Consider the following 22,512-nt stretch of genomic DNA (forward strand, 5'->3'; position numbering starts at 1 on the left):
CCCGCGCGGATCCCGTCACCCGAGTTCGACGAGCCTCGCGGCTTGCTTCGCGGGCTTGGCCGCGCGCATCGGGCCGACGGCATGGGCAATCTCGATATTCGCGTAGAACTGGCGCGCGCTCTCGGCCCAGGTGTGACGCAGGGCCTCCGCACGGCAGCGCTCACGCGGGATCGCGAGGGCGGCGAGGGCGGCTTCGCGCAGGTCGGCGGCGATCACGCCGGCGCCCGTTCCCGAAATCACGTCGAGGGGGCCGGTCACCGGGAAGGCCGCCACCGGCAGGCCGCAGGCCAGGGCCTCCAGCAGCACGATGCCGAAGGTGTCGGTGAGGCTCGGAAACACGAACACGTCGGCGGCGGCGTAGATTTCGGCGAGGTCCTCTCCGGTCCGGGTGCCGAGGAAGCGCGCCTCCGGATGCAGTCCCTGCAGGCGCGCCCGGTCCGGCCCGTCGCCGACGACGACCTTGGTGCCCGGCAGGTCCAAGCCAAGGAACGCCTGCAGGTTCTTCTCCACCGCGAGCCGACCAACAAACAAGAAGATCGGGCCGGGGATGCCGGCCAGCGCATCGCTCGCCTGCGGGCGGAACAGCGCGGTGTCGACGCCGCGGGTCCAGGTCATGAGGTTCGAAAAGCCGCGGCCGGCGAGTTCGCGCTCCAGCGAAGGCGTGCTGACCATGGTGCCGCTCGCCGCCCCATGGAAGCGGCGCAGCCAGGCATAGCTCCAGGATTGCGGCACCGGCGCGCGGGCGGCGAGGTATTCGGGAAAGCGGGTGTGGTAGCTCGTGGTGAAGGGGCGCCCCCGGGCGAGGCAGGCCCGGCGGGCGGCGTGGCCGATCGGCCCCTCGGTGGCGATGTGGACATGGGTCGGCGCGTGACCGTCGAAGGCCTGCAACACGCCTGAGCGCGTCACCAGCGAGAGCCGGATCTCCGAATAGCCCGGCAGCGGCAGCGAGTGGAAATCCTGCGGCGTCAGAAAGATCGGCTCGACGCCCTGCGCCTCGCCGGCCCGCGCCATCTGCTCCAGGGAGCGCACGACGCCGTTGACCTGTGGGTGCCACGCATCGGTGGCGATCAGGAGCTTCACGCGACGGCCCGCGACGGGGACTCGGCATAGCCGGCCATCTCGGTCTCGGCGGCGGCGCGGGCGCGCAGCAGGCTCGGATAGTGCAGCACCTCCATGCGACCGTCGTAATGCTCGACCACCGCCGTGCAGGATTCCACCCAGTCGCCGGTGTTTATGTAGGCGAGACCGTCGATGTCACGGTTGGCGGCGTGGTGGATATGACCGCAGATCACGCCGTCGGCGCCCTGCCGGCGAGCCTCGTCGGCGAGGAACTCTTCGAACTTTCCGATGAAGTTGACGGCGTTCTTCACCTTCAGCTTCGCCCAGGCCGAGAGCGACCAGTAGGACAGGCCGAGCCGGCGTCGCACGAGATTGAGCAGGGTGTTGACGGTGAGCGCGGCCGTATAGGCACCGTCGCCGAGATGGGCGAGCCATTTCGAATGGCGCACGACCATGTCGAACTGGTCACCGTGGATGACGAGGTAGCGCTTGCCGTCGGCGGCGACGTGCATGCGGCTTTCGGCGATCTCGATGCCGCCGAAGGTGGTACCGATATAGTCGCGCAGGAACTCGTCGTGGTTGCCCGGCACGTAGACGACATGGGCACCCTTGCGCACCTTGCGCAGGATCTTCTGCACCACGTCGTTATGGACCTGCGGCCAGTACCAGCCGGACTTGAGCTGCCAGCCATCGACGATGTCGCCGACGAGGTAGATCGCGTCCGCGTCGACGTCGCGCAGGAAGTCGAGCAGCAGCGAGGCCTGGCAGCCCTTGGTGCCGAGATGCGTGTCGGACAGAAAGAGCGTCCGCACGCGGATCGTCGTCTCCGGATCCTCTGCCAACCGCGCCTCCGGCATCTTCAAAACACCGGAGCCAAACCGAATTCCCATCTCAGTTTGATGACGCAGGCATCGTCACGGCCTGCGCCGGATCGATAGGCCGGGATGTCGAAGGAGCCGCGGCGACGAGGAAATTCTTTTTGCCATCCGATTGAGTTTTTTCAGTTTTCCTTTCGCGGAGAAGGCGGGCATCTTCCGCGCCAATGAGGTCCGCGGCGGCGTTTCGAACGGAATGCCGTGGGAGCAGCCGGACCCCGAAAACACGGGGTGGAAGCGTTCGACGGCTCGCGTAGCGCCCTTGAAGACGAGGGCCGGCTGAGGCATCGAGGGCAGTGAGAATTCGGAGGCGACCGGCGTGACGAGCACGCCGTGACGCGGACGGCCAAGGCCGTTTCGCCGCTCCGCAGATCTCGGCGTTTCCGACAGGTCAGACGGACGTCACCAGAGCACGTGGTCTCCGCGGGTGCGCGGGAACGACGCACGGGCCGAGGCGTTCGGGTGAACGAACGTCATCCCTGGACCGGGGCTGAGCGGCCGTTCCCCTGCGGGATCGCATTCACGGCGGGCGTGCCCCGCCAGCACGATTTGACGACAGGATCGGGCTTGCTCCCGACCGGTATAAACAGGATTTGGAGGACACACTCATGGCGGCAAAGAGACGGCCGGGTCGCAACCACCTCTTCGTTCCGGGCCCGACGAACATCCCGGACCGCGTGCAGCGTGCCATGCTGGTGCCCTCCGAGGATCACCGCTCGGTCGAGTTCCCGGAGCTGACGAAGCCGCTGTTCGAGGACACCAAGAAGGTGTTCGGTTCGACCGACGGCACGATCTTCCTGTTCCCGGCCTCCGGCACGGGCATCTGGGAGTCGGCGCTCACCAACACGCTCGCTCGCGGCGACAAGGTGCTGGCCTCGCGCTTCGGCCAGTTCAGCCACCTCTGGATCGACATGGCCAAGCGCCTCGGTCTCGATGTCGTGGTGCAGGAAGAGGCCTGGGGTACCGGCGCCGATCCGGCCAAGATCGAGCAGGCCCTGCGCGACGATAAGAACCATGACATCAAGGCCGTCATGGTCGTCCACAACGAGACCGCCACCGGCGTGACCTCGGACATCGGCGCCGTCCGCAAGGCGATCGACGCGGCCGGCCACCCGGCCCTGCTCTTCGTCGACGGCGTCTCCTCGATCGGCTCGCTGCCGTTCAACGCGACCGAATGGAAGGTCGATTGCGCCATCGCCGGTTCCCAGAAGGGTCTGATGCTCCCCGCCGGCCTCGGCGTGATCTGCGTCAGCCCCAAGGCGATCAAGGCCGCCGAAGGCTCCGCCGGCAGCAACGACCGTCTCGCCCGCGTCTACTTCGACTGGGAAGACCACAAGAAGCAGAACCACCTCGGCTACTTCCCCTACACCCCGTCGCTGCCGCTGCTCTACGGCCTGCGCGAGGCGCTGGCCTGCCTGTTCGAGGAAGGTCTCGAGAACGTCTACCACCGGCACCACGTGCTCGGTGAGGCGACCCGTCAGGCCGTCGCAGCCTGGGGCCTCAAGACCTGCGCCAAGGAGCCCAAGTGGAACTCCGACACCGTCACCGCGATCGTGGTGCCGGAGGGCGTCGACGCCGCCAAGATCATCAAGCACGCCTTCGTCCGCTACAACCTCGCCCTCGGCGCGGGTCTGTCGGAAGTCGCCGGCAAGGTGTTCCGCATCGGTCACGTCGGTGACCTGAACGAGCTTTCGCTGCTCGGCGCCATCGCCGGCGCGGAGATGTCGATGATCGACAACGGCATCAACGTGACCCCGGGTTCGGGCGTCGCCGCCGCGTCGAGCTACCTGCGCGAGAACCCGCTCTCGAAGTCGTAAGACACGGCTCCGGGGCCGGTCCGTCTGGCCCCGGGGTACCCTGAACGAGACCATCAAAAGACTCGGGTGGGCGCCACCGCCACGGGCAAAAGCAGGGATCACCGATGAGCAAGAAAGTCGTCTTCCTCGACCGCGAGTCCCTCGACGCCAAGGTGCGGGCGTTCGGATTTCCGCACGACTACAAGGAATACGACTCGACCTGGACGCCGGAAGAGATCGTCGAGCGCCTTCAGGGCGCCGAGATCGCGCTGATCAACAAGGTGCCGATGCGCGCCGACGTCCTGAAGCAGCTTCCCGACCTCAAGCTCATCGCCGTCGCCGCCACCGGCACCGACGTGGTCGACAAGAAGCAGGCCAAGGAACAGGGCATCACGGTCGTCAACATCCGCAACTACGCCTTCAACACCGTGCCCGAGCATGTGATTGGGCTGATGTTCGCGCTGCGCCGGGCCATCGTCCCCTACGCGAATTCCGTGCGCCGGGGTGACTGGGCCAAGTCGAGCCAGTTCTGCTACTTCGACTATCCGATCCACGACATCGCTGGCTCCACGCTGGGCATCGTCGGCTATGGTGCGCTCGGCAAGTCGATCGGGAAGCTCGCCGAAGCGCTCGGCATGAAGGTCATCGCCTACGACGTGTTCGAGCAGCCGGGCCTCGTCGATTTCGACACGATCCTGCGCGACAGCGATGTCATCACCCTGCACGTGCCGCTGACGCCCGACACCAAGGGCCTGATCGGCGCCGAGCAGCTGAAGAAGATGAAGAAGCATGCGCTCCTCATCAACACGGCCCGCGGGGGGCTCGTCGACGAGGAGGCCCTGGTCGAGGCGCTGAAGAGCGGCACGATCGGCGGCGCCGGCTTCGACGTGGTCGCCCAGGAGCCGCCGAAGAACGGCAACATCCTGTGCGAGCAGGATCTGCCGAACCTCATCGTCACCCCGCACGTCGCCTGGGCCTCGAAGGAGGCGATGCAGATCCTCGCCGACCAGCTCGTCGATAATGTCGAGGCCTACGTCGCGGGCAAGCCGCAGAACGTGGTCGAGGCGTAAAGATACCTGGCCGTCGTCATTCCGAGGCGCCGAAGGCGAACCCGGAACCTACGATCAGGCGCGACGGCATGAACCTCCACCATCCGTAACACGGGTGGGTTCCGGGTTCTCGCCTCCGGCGAGCCCCGGAATGACGATTGAAAACTGGCGGCCGCAGAGTCGCCCGATGGAAACGCACCGCGCATCACGCGGGCACTGAGCTCAGAGGAACGATGTCCAAGAAACTTCTCTTCCAATTCGATACGGATGCCGCGCCGAGCGTGTTCGACGTGGTCGTCGGCTACGACGGTGGCGCCGATCACATCACCGGCTATGCCAACGTCACGCCCGAGAACGTCGGCGCCTATGTCGACGGCACGATCTACACCCGCGGCGGCAAGGAGAAGCAGTCGACGGCGATCTTCGTCGGCGGCGGCGACATGGCGGCCGGCGAGAAGGTCTTCGAGGCGGTGAAGAAGCGCTTCTTCGGCCCGTTCCGCGTCTCCTCGATGCTCGACTCGAACGGCTCGAACACCACGGCCGCGGCCGGCGTCGCCCTCGTCGTCAAGGCGGCCGGCGGCTCGGTGAAGGGCAAGAAGGCGGTCGTCCTGGCCGGCACCGGCCCGGTCGGCATGCGCTCGGCGGCCCTGCTCGCCGGCGAAGGCGCCGAGGTCGTGTTGTGCGGGCGGAAGCTCGACAAGGCGCAGGCTGCGGCGGACGCCGTGAACAAGCGCTTCAACGTCAGCGTCACCGCGGCGGAGACGCCGGACGACGCTTCGCGCTCCGAGATCGTCAAGGGCGCGCATCTCGTGTTCGCCGCCGGCGCCATCGGCCTGGAACTGGTGCCTGCCGCCGCCTGGCAGAACGAGAGCTCGATCGAGATCGTCGCCGACTACAACGCCCAGCCCCCGCTCGGCATCGGCGCCATCGAGGCCACCGACAAGGGCAAGGACTATTCCGGCAAGCTCGCCTTCGGCGCCCTCGGCATCGGCGGCCTGAAGCTCAAGCTCCATCGGACGTGTATCGGCAAGCTTTTCGAATCGAGCGACAAGGTGTTCGACGCCGAAGAGATCTACGCCCTCGCGAAAGAATTGGCCTGAGCCATGGCGCAGAACGAGACCATCGCGAACTTCCTCGACGGGCTGGCGAGTTCGGCCCCGACCCCCGGCGGCGGCGGTGCCGCCGCCATCTCCGGCGCCATGGGCGCGGCCCTCGTATCGATGGTGTGCAACCTCACCATCGGTAAGAAGAAGTACGTCGAGGTTGAGGCCGAGCTGAAGGACGTCCTCGCCAAGTCTGAAGCGCTCCGCGCAACCCTGACCGGCATGATCGCCGACGATGTCGAGGCCTTCGATGCCGTGATGGCGGCGTACGGTCTGCCGAAGGGAACCGACGAGGAGAAGGCAGCGCGGGCGGAAAAAATCCAGTCGGCGCTCAAGGTGGCGACCGACGTGCCGCTCGCCTGCTGCCGGACCTGCCGCGAGGTCATCGATCTCGCCGAGATCGTCGCCGACAAGGGCAACCTCAACGTCATCTCGGATGCGGGCGTGGCCGTCCTTTCGGCCTTTGCCGGTCTCCGCAGCGCGGCGCTCAACGTCTATGTCAACGCCAAGGGCCTGGACGATCGTGCTTTCGCCGACGAGCGCCTCAAGGAGCTCGAAGGCTTGCTCGGTGAAGCTGCTGGTTTGAATGAGCGCGTCTACGAAGTCGTCAAGAACAAGGTCAATTGAGCCGGCTTATCCTGCCGGCTTCCTTTCTCAGAAAATCTCTGAACGACTGCTGAGCAGGCAAAATTAAACTCTCAATCAAGAAAATGTTTAGGCGCAGGCAGCTTCACGTGAACTGATTTTTACGCGAGGATGCTTCGCAAAAGGAAACGCGAAGGAGGTCTTCGATGGACGTTCACGAGTATCAGGCCAAGGAGCTTCTCGCGAGCTTCGGTGTCGCCGTCGCCAAGGGCGCCGTCGCCTTCAGTCCGGACCAGGCCGTCTACGCGGCGACCGAGCTCGGTGGCTCGTTCTGGGCCGTGAAGGCGCAGATCCATGCCGGCGCCCGCGGCAAGGCTGGCGGTATCAAGCTGTGCCGGACCTACAACGAGGTCCGCGACGCCGCCAAGAACCTGCTCGGCAAGCGCCTGGTGACCTCGCAGACCGGCCCCGAGGGCAAGCCGGTGCAGCGCGTCTACATCGAGACCGCCGACCCCTTCGATCGCGAACTCTATCTCGGCTACGTCCTCGACCGGAAGGCCGAGCGCGTGCGCGTCATCGCCTCCAAGCACGGCGGCATGGACATCGAGGAGATCGCTGAAAAAGACCCCGAGGCCCTGATCCAGATCGTCGTCGAGCCGGCTGTTGGCCTGCAGCAGTTCCAGGCCCGCGAGATCGCCTTCCAGCTCGGCCTGAACATCAAGCAGGTCTCGGCCGCCGTGAAGACCATCATGAACGCCTACCGGGCCTTTCGCGATTGCGACGGCACGATGCTGGAAATCAACCCGCTCGTCGTCACCAAGGACGACCGCGTCCTGGCGCTCGACGCCAAGATGTCGTTCGACGACAACGCGCTGTTCCGCCGCCGCAACATCGCCGACATGCACGACCCGTCGCAGGGCGACCCGCGCGAGGCCCAAGCCGCCGAGCACGCGCTCAACTACATCGGCCTCGACGGCGAGATCGGTTGCATCGTCAACGGCGCCGGTCTCGCCATGGCGACCATGGACATGATCAAGCACGCGGGGGGCTCGCCGGCGAACTTCCTCGACGTCGGCGGCGGCGCCTCGCCGGAGCGCGTCGCGACCGCGTTCCGCCTCGTCCTGTCCGACGACAACGTGAAGGTGATCCTCGTGAACATCTTCGCCGGCATCAACCGCTGCGACTGGATCGCCGAGGGCGTGGTGCAGGCGGCCAAGGAGGTGAAGCTCACCGTTCCGCTCGTGGTGCGGCTCGCCGGCACGAACGTCGAGGCCGGCAAGAAGATCCTCGAGGATTCGAAGCTCGACCTCATCACCGCCGACAGTCTGTCCGAGGCTGCCCAGAAGGCGGTCGAAGCCAGCAAGAGCGCCAATCACTAAGCCCGCGAAAGGGAGGATTACGCCATGAGCATTCTCATCGACGAGAAGACCCCGATCATCGTCCAGGGCATCACGGGCGACAAGGGTACGTTCCACGCCAAGGAGATGATCGAATACGGCGCCAACGTCGTCGGCGGCGTGACGCCCGGCAAGGGCGGCAAGACCCATGTCGGCGTACCCGTGTTCAACACCGTCAAGGACGCGGTCCGCGAGACCGGCGCCACCACCTCGATCACCTTCGTCGCGCCGCCCTTCGCCATGGACGCGATCATGGAGGCGGCCGATGCCGGGCTGAAGCTCGTCTGCTCGATCACCGACGGCATCCCGGCCCAGGACATGATGCGGGTCAAGCGCTACCTGATGCGCTACCCCAAGGACCGCCGCACCATGGTCGTCGGCCCGAACTGCGCCGGCATCATCTCGCCCGGCAAGTCGATGCTCGGCATCATGCCCGGCCATATCTACAAGCAGGGCAATGTCGGCGTGATCTCGCGCTCCGGCACCCTCGGCTACGAGGCCGCGGCGCAGATGAAGGCCCTCGGGATCGGCATCTCGACCTCGGTCGGCATCGGCGGCGATCCGATCAACGGCTCGTCCTTCCTCGACCACCTCGCGCTCTTCGAAGAGGATCCGGAGACGGAGGCTGTGCTGATCATCGGCGAGATCGGCGGACCGCAAGAGGCCGAGGCCTCGGCCTGGATCAAGGACAACTTCTCCAAGCCGGTGGTCGGCTTCGTCGCGGGCCTCACGGCCCCGAAGGGACGCCGCATGGGCCATGCCGGCGCGATCATCTCCGCATCGGGCGACAGCGCCGCCGAGAAGGCCGAGATCATGAAGTCCTTCGGCCTCACCGTCGCGCCGGATCCCGGCTCGTTCGGCGAGACCGTCGCGCAGGTCCTGAACCGGCGCAAGGCGGCCTGAAAAGGCGCCGAACCCTCTCCCCGACAGACGTCAGGCTCGCCCGATATACGCAGTCGTTCGACTGGATCGGGCAAGCCCGATCCAGTCGGGGGAGGGTGCCTCGCGGATGCGAGGCGGGAGAGGGGCAATCCCTTTCCGGAACCGGCGCACCCCTGTCCCGACCCGCTATCGCGGGCCACCCTCTCCCACAGACGGGCGGAGGGTTAGCATCGCGACACCCATCAATTCCAAGGTGACCCTCCAATGACCGTCACCCTCCACCCATCACCGGCTCCGAGCATCGGAGACACCTTCGCCCCGCCCGTGATCACGGGTACGTCGTCGAAGGATGCCCTCGACATCCTGTTCCACGCGCTGGTCGACGTCGCCCGGCGTCACGATCCGGAACTGGAAGAGGTGCTGCACGGCCGCGCAGACATCTCGACCTTCACGCCCGAGATGCTGGCTCGCGCGCTCCAGGTGCAGGGCATCTGGTTTCAGCTGCTCTCGATCGCCGAGCAGAACGCCGCCATGCGCCGCCGCCGCCATATCGAGCGCGACGAGGGACGTTCGGCGCTGGGCGGCTCCTTCGCGAAGGTGCTGGCGGAGGCATCCGCCAACGGCATCGCGGGACCGCAGATCCATGCGCTGCTGAAGGACCTGCGCATCCGTCCGACCATCACCGCGCACCCCACCGAGGGCAAGCGCGTCACGGTGCTGGAGAAGCTGCGCCGGATCTACCTCGTCCTGCGCGAGCTCGAGATCCCACGCTGGACCGAGCGCGAGCGCAACGGCCTGATGAACGAGCTGCGCGACCAGATCGAGCTGATCTGGATGACCGGCGAGTTGCATCTGGAAAAGGCCACCGTCGAGCGCGAGGTCGCCTGGGGCCTGCACTTCTTCGACGAGTCGCTGTTCGAGATGCTGCCCGAGGTGCTGTATTCCCTCGAGGAAAGCCTGGCGCAGTACTATCCGGACGAGACCTTCGAGGTGCCGGCCTTCTTCCAGTTCGGCTCCTGGATCGGCGGTGACCGCGACGGCAACCCCTATGTCACCGCCTCGGTCACCCGCGAGACGCTTCAGCGCAACGCGCTGGCGAGCCTGCGACGCTACCGCGATCGCATCACCCATCTCGGCCGCGTGCTCTCGATCACCGAACGCTCGCTGCCGGTGCCCGAGTCGTTCAAGAAGGAGCTGACTCAGGCCCTCTCCGAGAGCGGCGACGGCCGGGCCATAGCCAATCGCAATCCCGGCGAGCCCTACCGGCAGTTCCTCACCTGCATCCTGCGCAAGCTCGAAGCCACCATCCAACGCAACAAGGGCTCGCGCTCCACCGGCGCCGACTATCCGAGCGCCGACGGCCTCATCAACGACCTGCGCGTGCTGGAGCAGGGGCTCACCGACGCGAAGTGCCAGTCCCTCGCAACCGACATGGTCCGTCCCGCGCGCCGCATGGTCGAGATCTTCCGGTTCTCGACAGTCCGCCTCGACCTGCGTGAGAACACCACGCGCACCACCAAGACGCTGCAGGCGCTCTGGAAGCAGAAGGTCGGCGACCGCAAGCCGATGCCGAAGGAGGACACGCCGGAATGGCGCGAATGGCTGCTGACCGAGCTCGGGCGGCCGCGCAACCCGGAAGCCAGCTTCGACGACCTCCCCGACGAGGCCCGCGAGACCCTGGAGACCTTCGCCCTCGTCGGCGAGATGCGCGAGCAGCTCGACCGCGAGGCCTTCGGCAGCTTCATTCTGTCGATGACGCGCTCCACCAACGACGTGCTCGGCGCTTACCTGCTGGCCAAGGAGGCCGGCATCTTCCTCGATACCGCCGGCACCGAGATCTGCCCGCTGCCGATCGTGCCGCTGTTCGAGACGATCGACGACCTGCGCGCGGCACCGACGATCATGAAGGAGCTCCTGAACGTTCCGGTCGTGCGCCGTTCCACCCGCTGGCAGGGCGGCGTGCAGGAGGTGATGATCGGCTACTCGGATTCGAACAAGGACGGCGGTTTCATCGCCTCGAACTGGGAATTGTCGAAGGCCCAGAGCCGGCTGACCGATCTCGGCAAGCAGGCCGGCGTGCCCATCGCCTTCTTCCATGGCCGCGGCGGATCGGTCAGCCGCGGCGGCGTGCCGACGCGACGCGGAATCCTGGCGCAGCCGCCCGGCTCGATCAACGGGCGCTTCCGCACCACCGAGCAGGGCGAGGTGGTCTCGTTCAAATACGCCAACCGCGGCACCGCGGCCTACCAGATGGAGCTGCTCGCCTCGTCCGTGCTGGAGCACGCTCTGCAATCCGAGCGCGAGACACGCAACCAGCCCCGCAACGAGTTCGACGACGTCCTCGAAGCCCTCTCCGGCGCCTCGCGCGCAGCCTACGTCAACCTCCTCCAGCACGACGGGCTGGTCGATTACTTCCAGTCCGCGAGCCCGCTGGACGAGATCGCGCTGCTCAACATCGGCTCGCGGCCGGCCCGGCGCTTCGGCGCCAAGTCGCTTGATGACCTGCGCGCGATTCCCTGGGTCTTCGCCTGGTCGCAGAACCGGCACGCCATTACCGGCTGGTACGGCGTCGGCTCGGGCCTGCAGAGCTTCATCGAGATCCGCGGAGAGCAGGGTGAACGCCAGCTCAAGCGGCTCTTCCAGGAGTCGCGTGTGTTCCGCCTCGTCCTCGACGAGGTGGAGAAGACGCTGCTCATGGTCGACCTCGACATCGCCCGCGACTATGCCGGGCTCGTCGCGGACGAAAAGATCCGCCACGACGTCTTCTCGATGATCGAGGCGGAATACGAGCTGACCAAGCAGATGGTGCTGAGGGTCAGCGGCGACACCGAGCTTGCCGAGCGCTTCCCGCTGTTCCGCGATCGCCTCAACGGGCGACTGCCGACCATCAACCAGGTCAGCCGCGAACAGGTCGAGTTGCTGCGTCGTTATCGCAGCGAGGAGGACGAGGACCGACGCGAGGCTGTGAAGTCCGCGCTGCTTCTCTCGATCAACTGCATCGCCGTCGGCTTCGGAGCCACCGGCTAATCGTCAAACACGGAGGAAACCTATGAGCTTCACCCTGATCCCGCAGGCCAAGGCGCGCCTGCACCGTTCCGAGCTGGCCGTGCCCGGCTCGAACCCGACTTTCATGGAGAAGTCGGCCTCGTCGAACGCCGACGTGATCTTCCTCGACCTCGAGGACGCTGTCGCTCCCGACGACAAGGAGCAGGCCCGCAAGAACATCATCCAGGCCCTCAACGATATCGATTGGGGCAACAAGACCATGATGATCCGCATCAATGGTCTCGACACGCACTACATGTATCGCGACGTCGTCGATATCGTGGAGAACTGTCCGCGTCTCGACATGATCCTGATCCCCAAGGTCGGCGTGCCGGCCGACGTCTACGCCATCGACGTGCTGACGACCCAGATCGAGCAGGCCAAGAAGCGCGAGAAGAAGATCGGCTTCGAAGTTCTGATCGAGACGGCGCTCGGTATGGCCAACGTCGAGGCGATCGCGACCTCTTCGAAGCGCCTCGAAGCCATGTCCTTCGGCGTCGCCGACTACGCGGCCTCCTGCCGGACGCGCTCGACGGTGATCGGCGGCGTGAACGAGGATTACAGCGTGCTCACCGACAAGGACGAGGCCGGAAACCGCCAGACGCATTGGCAGGATCCGTGGCTCTTCGCCCAGCAGCGGATGCTGGTCGCCTGCCGCGCCTACGGCCTGCGCCCGATCGACGGTCCCTTCGGCGACTTCTCCGACCAGGACGGCTACATCTCGGCCGCCCGGCGCTGCGCCTCGGCGGGCTACGAGGGCAAGTGGGCGATCCACCCCTCGCAGATCGACCTCGCCAACGACGTGTTCACGCCCTCCGAAAAGGAGGTCGAGAAGGCCCGCCGCATCCTCGAGGCGATGGAAGAGGCCGCCAAGGCCGGCCGCGGCGCCGTGGCCCTCGACGGCCGCCTGATCGACATCGCCTCGATCAAGATGGCCGAGGCCCTGATCCAGAAGGCCGACGCGATGTCCGCCAAGTGATTTTTCCGCGTTCGCTTTGACTGCGAAGCCGCCCCGGATCAACCGGGGCGGCTTTTTTGTAAGAGCCGAAATCAAGTCCACAACCGTCATTCCGGGGCGCCGAAGGCGAACCCGGAATCCAGAAACACAGGTCTTGGCAAGCCATGCGCCGTCGGCGTTTCTGGATTCCGGGTTCCGCTTCGCGGCCCCGGAATGACGGAGCAGGGCTCAAGGACCGATGCCCTACTATTTCTACATGCTCGGCAGCCGTCGGCACGGCACGTTGTACATCGGCGTCACGAACGACCTGGCGCGTCGTGTCTGGGAGCACAAAACCACGGCTCACAGAGGTTTCACCGCCCGTTACAGGGTCGAACGCTTGATCTGGTACGAGACCTACGAACGTATCGACGAGGCGATCACCCGAGAGAAGGCGCTCAAGACGTGGCGCCGCGATTGGAAGGTCGTGTTGATCGAAGAGTGAAATCCCGAATGGATCGATCTCTATCCGACTCTGGCCGGTTGAGAAGGGCTTGCCTTCCTAGCCGGCGATGACGACGTCACCCTCCGCTCCTCCACACCGTCCGAAAGGCGACAAACCATGCACGTCACCATCGAACACGCCGAAAAGGCCATCGAAGCCGCGCGCCAGAAGGCCGTCGAACTCGGCACGCAGATGTGCATCGCCGTCGTCGATTCCGGCGGCAACCTGAAGGCGTTCTATCGGATGGACGGCGCCTGGGTCGGCTCGATCGACATCGCGCAGAAGAAGGCCAAGACCGCGGTGTTCTTCGGCATGAAGACCGGCGCCATCGGCGGCCTTTCGCAGCCCGGCGGTCCGCTCTACGGGATCGAGCACTCGAACGACGGCCTCATCACCTTCCCCGGCGGCATTCCGATCGTCGACACCGACGGCGAGATGTCCGGCGCCATCGGCGTCAGCGGCTCGTCGGTCGAGAACGACGATGCGGTGGCGCTGGCCGGTGCCAAGGCCATCGGCAACACCGAGCTACCCGAGCACCCCTGGCGGACCTGATCGACAGAAAACCGCCCCGGATAACCGGGGCGGCTTTTTTACAAGCGGGCGTGGGTGCTCGGACCCTGGGGCCGAGCCCCGACGATCACTTGGTGATCAGCGAACTCAGCCCGAGATCCGGGATCTTGTGAGCGATCTGGATGAAGCCGCCGTAGCGGTCGGTCTCGAACTTCGCGGGGCTCGCGATCGCACCCAGGAACGAGCTGCGGTTGCTCTCGGCGTTCATCTTCCAGTAGCGGGCACCGACACCGATGCTGACGACGGGGCTCAGGTCGTAGGACACGAGGCCCTGCGCGAAGTAGCCGTCGCCGGTTCCCCGCTGCGGGGTCGGGTTGATCGCCGGGTTCAGCCAATGCCGATCGTAACCTTCGAGGGTCACGTAGGGCAGGTAGGCGCCTTCCACGGCGAGCTTGAAGCGGTCGTAGCGGACCTCGCCGTCCAGCCCGACACGGATCGCGTTCCAGTGTGCGTCCTCGCTCAGCACCTTCACGCTGTTCGGCACGGCCACGGCGCCGTTGCAGGCCGCACCGCCGGCGTTCTGGATGCAGCCGAAGCCGTTGGCGAGCTCCGAGAAGTACTGGTAGCCGACGAAACCGCCGACGCGGTAGTTGCTGCCGCGCAGGAAGGCGTAGCCGGCATCGATCGTCGCGTAGGCGATGTCGCCGTCCTTGACCTTGTGCGTGGCCGTCGAGGCGAGCGTCTGCTCGTTCACCCGTCCCGACTTCACGAAGCCGGAACCGAAGAAGCCCTTCAGGAAGAAGCCGGTCGGGACGTGATCAAGGCGGGCGAAGGTCTCGCCCGAATGCGCGCCGAAGTTCTCGTAGTTCACGCGTGATCCGGCCGGGTCGCTCACGCCGTTGCGATGCGTGCCGGTGCTGTAGAAATAGCGCTCGCCGGTCTCGAAATCCCAGGTCGTCACGGTGCGGGGCGCGGCCGTCGCTGGGTGGAGGATGTCGTTGATGATGCCGAAACCGGGCAGCACGTCGCCGATCTCGTTGCCGAGCTTGTAGTTCAGGCCGACGCGGGCGAGGTAGCCGCTCGTCTCGATGCGGCTGCCGTAGAGCGTGCCCGTGGCGCCCCCGAGCGTGTCGGTGCCGAGCACGGTGCGGGTGCCGAGGTCGTAGTACAGGCCCTCGACCTTGGCGGAGAGCCGCTCGGTGAACGCGTGTTCGATGCCGGCGCCGACGGCGTAGCCGTAGCGGAAACCGCCCTGGCGCCCATCATAGGCGATCGGCCCTGGGAACGATGCGTTCGTGTCGATGCGGACCTCGCCGCCGGCCACACCGCCCGTGACATAGACGAGAGTGTGATCGAGCGCGTAGCCAACCCGGGCGCGCACGGTCCCGAACGAGTCGAGGCGCTGGCCGGCATGGACGATGCTCGGGCCGGTAGTGCCGCCGCCGACCACGGGGAAGCTGCCCTGCACGGTGCCGTACCCGCGAAGCCGCGGGAACTGGACGTCGCCTTCGACGCCGAGCACGAACCCGGAGCCGGGGGTGAGCTGGTAGTTGTAGCCGAGCTCGCTGCCGGCGACGAAGTCCCCGGCGTCCGGCCGAAGTTTCCCGACCGTCGCACAGCCGGCTCCGCCGCGCAGCCCCGTCGGGCTCACACAGACCGGGTCGACATCGTTGAAGATCGCACCGTGGCCGGCGAAAAGGCCGCCGTAATAGCCGGTCCAGGTGAAGAACGGCGCTGCGATGGGCGGCGGCGCGGCGCGCGCCGGCAGATCTGCAGCGAACGCGGCGGCGCTCAGTCCTGCCAGTGGAAGAGCGAAGAGCGCGGCGCGCATGACGGTCCTTAAAGCCTGAGCTTGGATCTATGCGGCCAAGCTCGGTCCAAGTCTGTCGCCCGACCGCAACACTGTGGCCGTCATCGCGAAGGCGCGGGATTAAACCGGACGCACGCTACGAGCGGCAAGAGCCAGAACCGGCAGCCGACGGGACGCGGCTGGCGGGCGACGGAGCCGCGCCGGAAAAACCAGCGGTTAAGCATGTGCCCGTATCACCGGACTCACGATCCCGGTGAGGACAAGGAGCGCCGATGACCAGGGAGCAACTCGCCGCCGAGCTGAAGCGCATGGCCTCCTCGCAGGTCAGCGACATCACGCGTGCGGTGAAGGACGGTCACAAGACCATCGCCCTCAACGAGCTGGCCGACCTCGATCGCCAGCTCAAGGCGCTGGCCGCCGCCCTTAAGGCGAAGCCGGCCGCCCTGCGGGCGTAGAGGTTTTGGGATGACGGCCGCGGAGGCAGCCGTCGCAGACCTGGAAAAAACGGGCGCGTCCTCACCGGACGCGCCCGTTTCTCGTTCCGATGGCGAAGCCTCCGCTACCAGCGCGGCGGGCCATCCCAGTCGCCATACGGCACCTCGGCCGGCGGCACCGGATGCGGCCGGTAGAAGCTCGGCCGGAAGCGCGGTCCGGGGCGCTCGTCGCAGATGCGCACGCGCCGTTCCACCTCTTCGCCGAACGCGTCGATGCGGTGCTTGACGATGGTCCGGCACTCCTCGTCGGGCGGCGGAGGCGGAGCGAAATGCGGACCTGCCACGAAGCGGGGTCCATACGCGACGGGCCGGCGCGGGGGAGGCGGCGGCGGCGGCGGCGGCAGCTCCTCATCGATGCGCTCTTCCCGGTAAACCCGATGCGGGGCCGGCTCGACGCCGGGATAGGGCGGATAGGCGAAATCCGCGGCGAGGGCGGGCACGGCAGCGAGCAAAGCCAGGGTGCCGAAGCCGAGACCGGCAAGCCGTCTCACGACAGGGTGCGACATGGTCGAGATTCCTGAACAGCCACGAGCGGTCGCAAGACGCGCCGCCGTTGCAACAGGCATCATCGCGCCGCCGAGCTGAACGGATCCGTGCGCCGGCACACGGAAACCGTTCAGCTTCAACCGACCGTTCACCGAAATCGCAACCGCCCACTTGCCTGAATCACGCCATGCGCGTTTGTTCGCTTTATGTTCTTACCGACGGAGTGCCGATGTCCCCGCGTGTCCGCCCATCCCACGGACCGTCGCCGGCCCCGCACGCCACGGTCGACAGCATCGCAGCCGCCTACATGGAGGCCGCCGGGCAGGATCCGGTCAAGGCGATGCGCCGGGTGATCGAGGACGCCCTCGTCGATCTCTGCGAGGCCGAGCGCCGGACGCTGCGCCGTGACCGGCTGATCTCGCATGGCTACGTGCGCGGGGGGTTGGAGCGGTTTTCGTGATCTCCGGTTCGAGAAATCCACGCCAATCTCGATGGGTGGTCGCGTTTTCTTCACGCGAACCGGCAGCCGCTTCGCTCGAAAATGCTCGAAGTCGCCGGACTTGAAAAACCCCTCTGGCGCGACGCCCGATCCTCGTCGATCAGAGGCGTATGATCATTCGTCCCCGTCCCGGCCTCGTCGCGATCCTGTTCACCCTGCGCGGCTCGATTCTGCCGCAGGTGGCGCCGAAGGTGCTCGGCATCGCCCTCGTCGCCTGCCTCGTCACGGCGGCGGAGCGGCAATGGCCGGGGCGCTTTCCGGAGGCCGTCGGCGTCGGGCCGTTCACGCTGATCGGTCTGGCGCTGTCGATCTTCCTGAGCTTCCGCAACGGCGCCTGCTACGACCGCTGGTGGGAGGCGCGGAAGGCCTGGGGCGCGCTGATCGTCGAGGTTCGCGGCCTCGCCCGGACGCTGCCGGCGCTGCTGCCGGGGCCGGAGCACGAAGCGTTCCGCCGGCGCGCCCTGCGCCGGATCGCAGGGTTTTCGCATGCGCTGCATGCCTCGTTGCGGGGCGGCGACGTAGTGGCCGCTGCCACGCCCTGGCTCCCGGTCGCAGAGGCCGGGACGCTGGCGCAGCGCCCCAGCGTGGCCGATGCCATCCTCGCGGATCTCACCGTCGATCTTGGTACGGTCCAGCGCACGGGGGCGCTCACGGACGTGCTCTTCGGGGTGATCGAACAGAAGATCGCGGCTCTGTCGCAGATCCAGGCGGTGTGCGAGCGCATTCACGGCACGCCACTGCCCTTCGCCTACACGCTGCTGCTCTACCGGACGGCTTGGCTCTACTGCCTTCTGCTGCCCTTCGGCCTCGCCGCCTCCCTCGGCTGGACGACGCCGTTGGCAGCGGCCCTCGTCGCCTACACCTTCTTCGGCCTCGATGCGCTGGGCGACGAGCTGGAGGAGCCCTTCGGCACCGACGCCAACGACCTGCCGCTGGACGCCCTGCTCAGCGTCGTCGATGCCGCGGTGTTCGATGCGCTGGGCGAGGCCGCACCGATGCCACCGAAGCCGAAAGGCTACGTGCTGCGTTAGGTCTTGCCCGCAGCCGCATCGTTCTCCGCGACCTCGGGCGCGACCTGGCCGTAGTTCAGCACCGAGACCAGGGCGACGCCGCCGATCACGTTGCCGACGAGCGTCGGGACGAAGAAGTGCCCGACATATTCGCCCATCCCGATCGAGCCCGTCACGACGAGGTAGAACGCGTCGACCGAGCCGGCGACGATGTGGGCGAGCCCGCACATCGAGACGAGCCAGGTCATCAGGATGATGATGAACGGGGCGGCCGAGCCGGTGGCCGGCAGGATCCAGACCATCAGTGCGATCAGCCAGCCGGCGAAGATCGCCTTGACCAGCGTCGTCAGGAACGGCCCTTCGACGGCATGGCGGCTGAGTTCGGTGAAGGCCGCCCGGACCTCGGGCTTGAACGCGTCGGAATGGCCGAGGGCATAGGCGATCAGCAGGGTCGCCGCGATGTTGGCGACGAGTACGATCACCCAGAGCCGCGCCACGCGCCAGAGGTTGGCGAGGGTGCGCTCGTGCAGCAGCGGCAGGATCGGCGTGACCGTATTTTCGGTAAAGAGCTGCTGGCGCCCGAGCACGACGATCAGGAAGCCGATCGAGTAGCCGAAGCTGGAGACCAGTTCGGCCCAGGGCGATTCCGGCAGGTGCGCCTTGAGGACGCCCGGCACGATCAGCGAGAAGCCCATCGTGAGTCCGGCTGCGAAGCCCGACAGCGCAAGCGCGGTCACCGTGCGACGCAACTCCTCCTCGCCCTCGGCGCGGATGATCTCGTGCAGCAACAGCGCATCCGGGCGATGCGCTTCTTCGACTTCCTCCTCGGTCTCCCGCTGCTTTTCGGCTGCTTCGGCGCGGTCTACCTCGGTCATGGCATTCTCGAACGATCGACGATGGAGCCAAACGTCCGGGACGGCGGATTCTATCCCCGGACGCGCGCGCCGTGGAACGTCGGTTCGGATCTCACCGAAGCAGGCCGGCGAGCAGGGCCTCGATCTCGGCGCGCGCAGCCGCCACAGCCTCGGCCTCCCGGCCACGCACGACGATGCGGTTGGCAAAACCCTCCTGTGTCATCGAAGGGTAGGAGCCGATCGACACGCTCCCATGCGCCGCCGCGATTGTCGCGAGGCCACCCGCGAAGGCGCCTTCGGGGAGCTTCCCGGCCTCGATGGTCTCCGAGAGCACGGGGACGCCCTGCGACAGGCCCGGCAGGATCGCGTCGAGCATGGCGTTCATGATCTGCGGCACGCCCGCCATGACGAAGACGTTGCCGATGGAAAAGCCCGGCGCCTTCGAGACCGGGTTCGGGATCAGGTCGGCCCCGTCGGGGATGCGGGCCATGCGCAGGCGTGCCGCGTTGAGGTCCTCCGGCCTGTGCCGCTCCAGCAGCATCGCGCGAGCGCGCTCGTCGATGCCGATGCCGACTCCGAAGGCGGCAGCGATGCTGTCGGCGGTGATGTCGTCATGGGTCGGGCCGATGCCACCCGTGGTGAACAGGTAGGTGTAGCGGGCGCGCAGGGCATTCACCGACGCGACGATTTCCTCCGTGACGTCGGGCACGACGCGGACTTCGCGCAGGTCGATGCCGATTGCGGTGAGCCGCTCGGCGATCGATCCGATGTTCTTGTCCTTGGTGCGGCCGGACAGGATTTCGTCGCCGATGACGAGCACGGCGGCGGTGACGGCGGGGGTCGGCTCGGGCATCGGAACTCTGGGGCGGGCAAGGGACGGCAGAGCGTGGCAAGTAGCGCGCCCCGAGCTCGGCACCAGCAGCTTCGCGTCGCGGCACTCCGGTGCTACGCGGCCGCGATGCGTTTCCCGAAACCCCTGATCGAAGCGCGGCTGGTCCAGCGCTACAAGCGCTTCCTCGCCGACGTGGTGCTCTCCGACGGCACCACCGTCACCGCCCATTGCGCCAATCCCGGCGCAATGCTCGGGCTGAACGCGCCGGGGAGCCGCGTGCTGCTCTCGACCTCCGACAGCAAGACGCGGAAGCTTCCGTATTCCTGGGAGCTCATCGAGGCCGACCTGCCGGGCGGGCCGCAATGGGTCGGGATCAACACGATGCGCCCGAACGCCCTGGTGGCGGAGGCGTTTCATGCCGGGGCGCTGGGTCCGCTCGCCGGCTATACCGGGCTACGGCCCGAGGTCGCCTACGGAACGGCGAGCCGGGTCGACTTCCTGGCGACGGGGGAGGGGCTGCCACCCTGCCATGTCGAGGTGAAGAACTGCCACCTGATGCGGCAGGCCGGCCTCGCCGAGTTCCCTGATTGCAAGGCCGCCCGCAGCGCCCGCCACATGGCGGAACTCGCCAACGTCGTCGCGTCGGGCGGCCGGGCGATGCTGATCGTCGTGGTGCAGATGCGGGCGCAAGCCTTCGACGTCGCCCGCGATATCGATCCGGCCTTCGACCGGGCGTTTCAGGCGGCTCGTGCGGCCGGAGTCGAAGTCCACGCCTATCGCTGCCGGGTCGGGCCGGACGAGGTCGTCATCGCAGACGCGGTTCCCGTGGTCACGCCCGGCTAGCCCGCTGTCATGGCTGAATCTGACGGCTCGGGGCTCCGCTCCGTCATTCCGGGGCCGCGCAGCGGAACCCGGAATCCAGAGCCGCCGACGGTCGCCGAAAAACGCACTGTCCCGCAACATTCGGATCCGTGTGCGGCTCTGGATTCCGGGTTCTCGCCTTTGGCGAGCCCCGGAAAGACAGCGCAGTGCTCAAATACCATCACGCAAGCTCTGCCAAAGTACGAAAGATCAATCCCGCTCGAACATCAGGTTCAGCCGGGTCTTGGCGAGACGGCGGTAGCCGTAGCCTTCGAGCAGTGCCGGCAGATCGATGTGCCATTGCTCGGTGCCGTTCTCGACGATGAGCAGCTTCGGCAGCAGGCTTTTCGGCGCCTCGCGCAGGAACGGCTCGAGAATCAGGTCTTCGGCGCCCTCGACGTCGAGCTTCACCGCGTCGATCTTGGAAATCCCCTCGGAGTGGCACAGCCCGAGCAGCGTCACCGCCGGCACCTTGATCTCGGCGCCCTGGTTGGTGCCGACGATCTTGACGCTCGACTCGCCCTGGTTGCGCATGTCGATGAACAGGGTCAGCTCGCCGGCCTTGTCGGCGACAGCGCAGGCCACAGCCTTGATGGTGCCGTAGGGGTTCTGGCCGATATTGTAGATCAGCTTGTCGAACACGGCCGGCTGCGGCTCGACCGCCAGGATCTTGGCCTGCGGCCCGGCGAAGGCTCCGACGAACAGCGCGTAGGCGCCGATATTCGCGCCGATGTCGAGAAACACGCCGTTCTCCGGCATCCGCGCCTTGAGGATCGCCCGCTCCTCGGAATCGAAGAACTGCGGCGTGAACAGCACCTTCTTCTCGCAATTGTTGTCGTAGGGGTGCAGCCGCATCCGTGCGCCGTAGCGCTCGACGTCGAGGGGCTTGCCCCGCAGCATCGAGATCGCGATCCGCCGCAGCAGCATCGCCGTGCGGCGCCCGCGCCAACTCCCCTCGGGCAGCGTCTGCGTGTGAGCGGCGATGCGGGCGACGAGCCCGGTCGGGGCGTAGGTGCCGTAGGGCTGCGTGTCCTTCATGCCGAGGGGTGATGCCAGCCGGATCGATCCGCGGCAAGTCGGGTGCAAAGCGCCGCGGGCGCTTTGATTTTTGCCGGCCGTCGCGCCAAGAGACCGCAAAGCGAGGACGAACACCGTGCAGACCTTCGATTCCGACGGCGTGACCATCGCCTTCATCGACGTCTCGGCCAGAGGCGGCACAGGCGATCCCGTGCTGCTCGTCCACGGCTTCGCCTCGACCCACGCGGTCAATTGGGTGAACACGCTCTGGGTGCGCACGCTGACGGATGCCGGCTACCGGGTGATCGCGCTCGACAACCGGGGCCACGGCCAGAGCCAGAAACTCTACGCGCCCGAGGCCTACGGCACCGACATCATGTCCGGCGACGCCCTTCGGCTCCTCGACCATCTCGGCATCGAACGGGCCGACGTGATGGGCTACTCGATGGGCGCGCGCATCAGCGCGGTGCTGGCGCTCGACCATCCCGACCGCGTGCGCTCGCTGCTGATGGGTGGGCTCGGCCTCTACATGGTCGACGGCAAGGGCGGCCTGCCCGACGGCATCGCCGAGGCATTGGAAGCGCCCCCCGGCACGCCGGCCGCGAACCCGACGGCCGCCGCCTTCCGCGCCTTCGCCGAACAGACCAAGAGCGACCTGCGCGCGCTGGCCGCCTGCATCCGCTGCGCGCGTCAGCGATTGTCGCGGGCGGAACTGGCGTTGATCGAGACGCCCACGCTGGTCTCGGTCGGAACCCTCGACACGGTGGCCGGCTCAGGCGAGGCGCTGGCCAAGCTGATGCCCAACGCGAGCTATCTGGAACTGCCGAACCGCGACCACAGCACCGCAGTGGGCGACCGCGCGCACCGGGCGGGCGTGTTGGAGTTCCTGAAGAAGCGGACGTGATC

Annotated in this window: 22 protein-coding genes; 15 read left to right on the forward strand and 7 right to left on the reverse strand. The window is 66.9% G+C overall.

Features of this window, described 5'->3' with window-relative positions; genetic code table 11:
- Nucleotides 1-15: 15 nt before the first annotated feature.
- Complete coding sequence (locus MHA02_RS02770; protein WP_147076436.1) at nt 16-1,080, reverse strand: glycosyltransferase family 4 protein; 1,065 nt, start codon at nt 1,078-1,080, stop codon at nt 16-18.
- Nucleotides 1,077-1,901 carry a UDP-2,3-diacylglucosamine diphosphatase gene (locus tag MHA02_RS02775; RefSeq protein ID WP_147076437.1) on the reverse strand — a complete coding sequence of 275 codons (825 nt, stop codon included), beginning with the start codon at nt 1,899-1,901 and terminating at the stop codon, nt 1,077-1,079. The genes MHA02_RS02770 and MHA02_RS02775 overlap by 4 nt, the downstream gene beginning before the upstream one ends.
- 641 nt (nt 1,902-2,542) lie before the next feature.
- On the opposite strand from MHA02_RS02775, the gene MHA02_RS02780 reads away from it, so the two are divergent.
- The 10 genes from MHA02_RS02780 to MHA02_RS02825 all read left to right on the forward strand — a co-directional run bounded on the left by MHA02_RS02780 (nt 2,543) and on the right by MHA02_RS02825 (nt 13,785).
- On the forward strand, nt 2,543-3,751 hold the full coding sequence (locus MHA02_RS02780; protein WP_147076438.1) for an aminotransferase class V-fold PLP-dependent enzyme: 1,209 nt from the start codon (nt 2,543-2,545) through the stop codon (nt 3,749-3,751).
- A 104-nt stretch (nt 3,752-3,855) separates the two neighbouring features.
- Nucleotides 3,856-4,800, forward strand: coding sequence for a D-2-hydroxyacid dehydrogenase (locus tag MHA02_RS02785; protein WP_147076439.1), 945 nt, complete (start codon nt 3,856-3,858; stop codon nt 4,798-4,800).
- A 212-nt stretch (nt 4,801-5,012) separates the two neighbouring features.
- Entirely contained in the window at nt 5,013-5,879 is an 867-nt protein-coding gene (locus tag MHA02_RS02790) for an NADP-dependent methylenetetrahydromethanopterin/methylenetetrahydrofolate dehydrogenase (protein ID WP_147076440.1), read from the forward strand.
- Between the two features lie 3 nt (nt 5,880-5,882).
- The gene (gene fchA / locus MHA02_RS02795) at nt 5,883-6,509 is read left to right on the forward strand and encodes a methenyltetrahydrofolate cyclohydrolase (protein ID WP_147076441.1); all 627 of its coding nucleotides are present in this window, start codon (nt 5,883-5,885) and stop codon (nt 6,507-6,509) included.
- A 164-nt stretch (nt 6,510-6,673) separates the two neighbouring features.
- On the forward strand, nt 6,674-7,846 hold the full coding sequence (locus tag MHA02_RS02800; protein WP_147076442.1) for a malate--CoA ligase subunit beta: 1,173 nt from the start codon (nt 6,674-6,676) through the stop codon (nt 7,844-7,846).
- A 24-nt stretch (nt 7,847-7,870) separates the two neighbouring features.
- On the forward strand, nt 7,871-8,767 hold the full coding sequence (sucD, locus tag MHA02_RS02805) for a succinate--CoA ligase subunit alpha (RefSeq protein ID WP_147076443.1): 897 nt from the start codon (nt 7,871-7,873) through the stop codon (nt 8,765-8,767).
- Nucleotides 8,768-9,010: 243 nt separating this feature from the next.
- Complete coding sequence (locus MHA02_RS02810; RefSeq protein ID WP_147076444.1) at nt 9,011-11,773, forward strand: phosphoenolpyruvate carboxylase; 2,763 nt, start codon at nt 9,011-9,013, stop codon at nt 11,771-11,773.
- A gap of 22 nt (nt 11,774-11,795) precedes the next feature.
- Nucleotides 11,796-12,770, forward strand: a complete 975-nt coding sequence (locus MHA02_RS02815; protein WP_147076445.1) for an HpcH/HpaI aldolase/citrate lyase family protein — start codon at nt 11,796-11,798, stop codon at nt 12,768-12,770.
- A gap of 217 nt (nt 12,771-12,987) precedes the next feature.
- Complete coding sequence (locus tag MHA02_RS02820) at nt 12,988-13,233, forward strand: GIY-YIG nuclease family protein (protein WP_147076446.1); 246 nt, start codon at nt 12,988-12,990, stop codon at nt 13,231-13,233.
- A gap of 117 nt (nt 13,234-13,350) precedes the next feature.
- Nucleotides 13,351-13,785 carry a GlcG/HbpS family heme-binding protein gene (locus MHA02_RS02825; RefSeq protein ID WP_147076447.1) on the forward strand — a complete coding sequence of 145 codons (435 nt, stop codon included), beginning with the start codon at nt 13,351-13,353 and terminating at the stop codon, nt 13,783-13,785.
- 85 nt (nt 13,786-13,870) lie between these two features.
- On the opposite strand, the gene MHA02_RS02830 is transcribed toward MHA02_RS02825, so the two are convergent.
- On the reverse strand, nt 13,871-15,574 hold the full coding sequence (locus MHA02_RS02830) for an outer membrane beta-barrel protein (protein WP_147076448.1): 1,704 nt from the start codon (nt 15,572-15,574) through the stop codon (nt 13,871-13,873).
- Nucleotides 15,575-15,825: 251 nt separating this feature from the next.
- Between MHA02_RS02830 and MHA02_RS02835 the strand changes: the two genes are divergently transcribed.
- Complete coding sequence (locus MHA02_RS02835) at nt 15,826-16,008, forward strand: hypothetical protein (protein ID WP_147076449.1); 183 nt, start codon at nt 15,826-15,828, stop codon at nt 16,006-16,008.
- A 104-nt stretch (nt 16,009-16,112) separates the two neighbouring features.
- On the opposite strand, the gene MHA02_RS02840 is transcribed toward MHA02_RS02835, so the two are convergent.
- Nucleotides 16,113-16,553: a hypothetical protein gene (locus tag MHA02_RS02840; protein WP_147076450.1), complete on the reverse strand. Its 441-nt coding sequence runs from the start codon at nt 16,551-16,553 to the stop codon at nt 16,113-16,115.
- A gap of 209 nt (nt 16,554-16,762) precedes the next feature.
- Between MHA02_RS02840 and MHA02_RS02845 the strand changes: the two genes are divergently transcribed.
- Together MHA02_RS02845 and MHA02_RS02850 are read left to right on the forward strand one after the other, a co-directional pair.
- Nucleotides 16,763-16,993, forward strand: coding sequence for a DUF1178 family protein (locus MHA02_RS02845; RefSeq protein ID WP_147076451.1), 231 nt, complete (start codon nt 16,763-16,765; stop codon nt 16,991-16,993).
- 149 nt (nt 16,994-17,142) lie between these two features.
- Nucleotides 17,143-18,063, forward strand: coding sequence for a bestrophin family protein (locus tag MHA02_RS02850; RefSeq protein ID WP_147076452.1), 921 nt, complete (start codon nt 17,143-17,145; stop codon nt 18,061-18,063).
- Here the strand turns inward: MHA02_RS02850 and MHA02_RS02855 are convergent.
- Entirely contained in the window at nt 18,060-18,917 is an 858-nt protein-coding gene (locus MHA02_RS02855) for a formate/nitrite transporter family protein (RefSeq protein ID WP_147076453.1), read from the reverse strand. The genes MHA02_RS02850 and MHA02_RS02855 overlap by 4 nt on opposite strands.
- 91 nt (nt 18,918-19,008) lie before the next feature.
- On the reverse strand, nt 19,009-19,749 hold the full coding sequence (locus MHA02_RS02860) for a competence/damage-inducible protein A (RefSeq protein WP_147076454.1): 741 nt from the start codon (nt 19,747-19,749) through the stop codon (nt 19,009-19,011).
- A gap of 105 nt (nt 19,750-19,854) precedes the next feature.
- On the opposite strand from MHA02_RS02860, the gene sfsA reads away from it, so the two are divergent.
- Nucleotides 19,855-20,571 carry a DNA/RNA nuclease SfsA gene (sfsA, locus tag MHA02_RS02865; protein ID WP_147076455.1) on the forward strand — a complete coding sequence of 239 codons (717 nt, stop codon included), beginning with the start codon at nt 19,855-19,857 and terminating at the stop codon, nt 20,569-20,571.
- Nucleotides 20,572-20,799: 228 nt separating this feature from the next.
- On the opposite strand, the gene MHA02_RS02870 is transcribed toward sfsA, so the two are convergent.
- Complete coding sequence (locus MHA02_RS02870; RefSeq protein WP_147076456.1) at nt 20,800-21,627, reverse strand: FkbM family methyltransferase; 828 nt, start codon at nt 21,625-21,627, stop codon at nt 20,800-20,802.
- Nucleotides 21,628-21,742: 115 nt separating this feature from the next.
- On the opposite strand from MHA02_RS02870, the gene MHA02_RS02875 reads away from it, so the two are divergent.
- Entirely contained in the window at nt 21,743-22,510 is a 768-nt protein-coding gene (locus MHA02_RS02875) for an alpha/beta fold hydrolase (RefSeq protein WP_147076457.1), read from the forward strand.
- Nucleotides 22,511-22,512 lie beyond the last annotated feature (2 nt).

The organism is Methylobacterium haplocladii (assembly GCF_007992175.1).
GTDB classification, from domain to species: domain Bacteria; phylum Pseudomonadota; class Alphaproteobacteria; order Rhizobiales; family Beijerinckiaceae; genus Methylobacterium; species Methylobacterium haplocladii.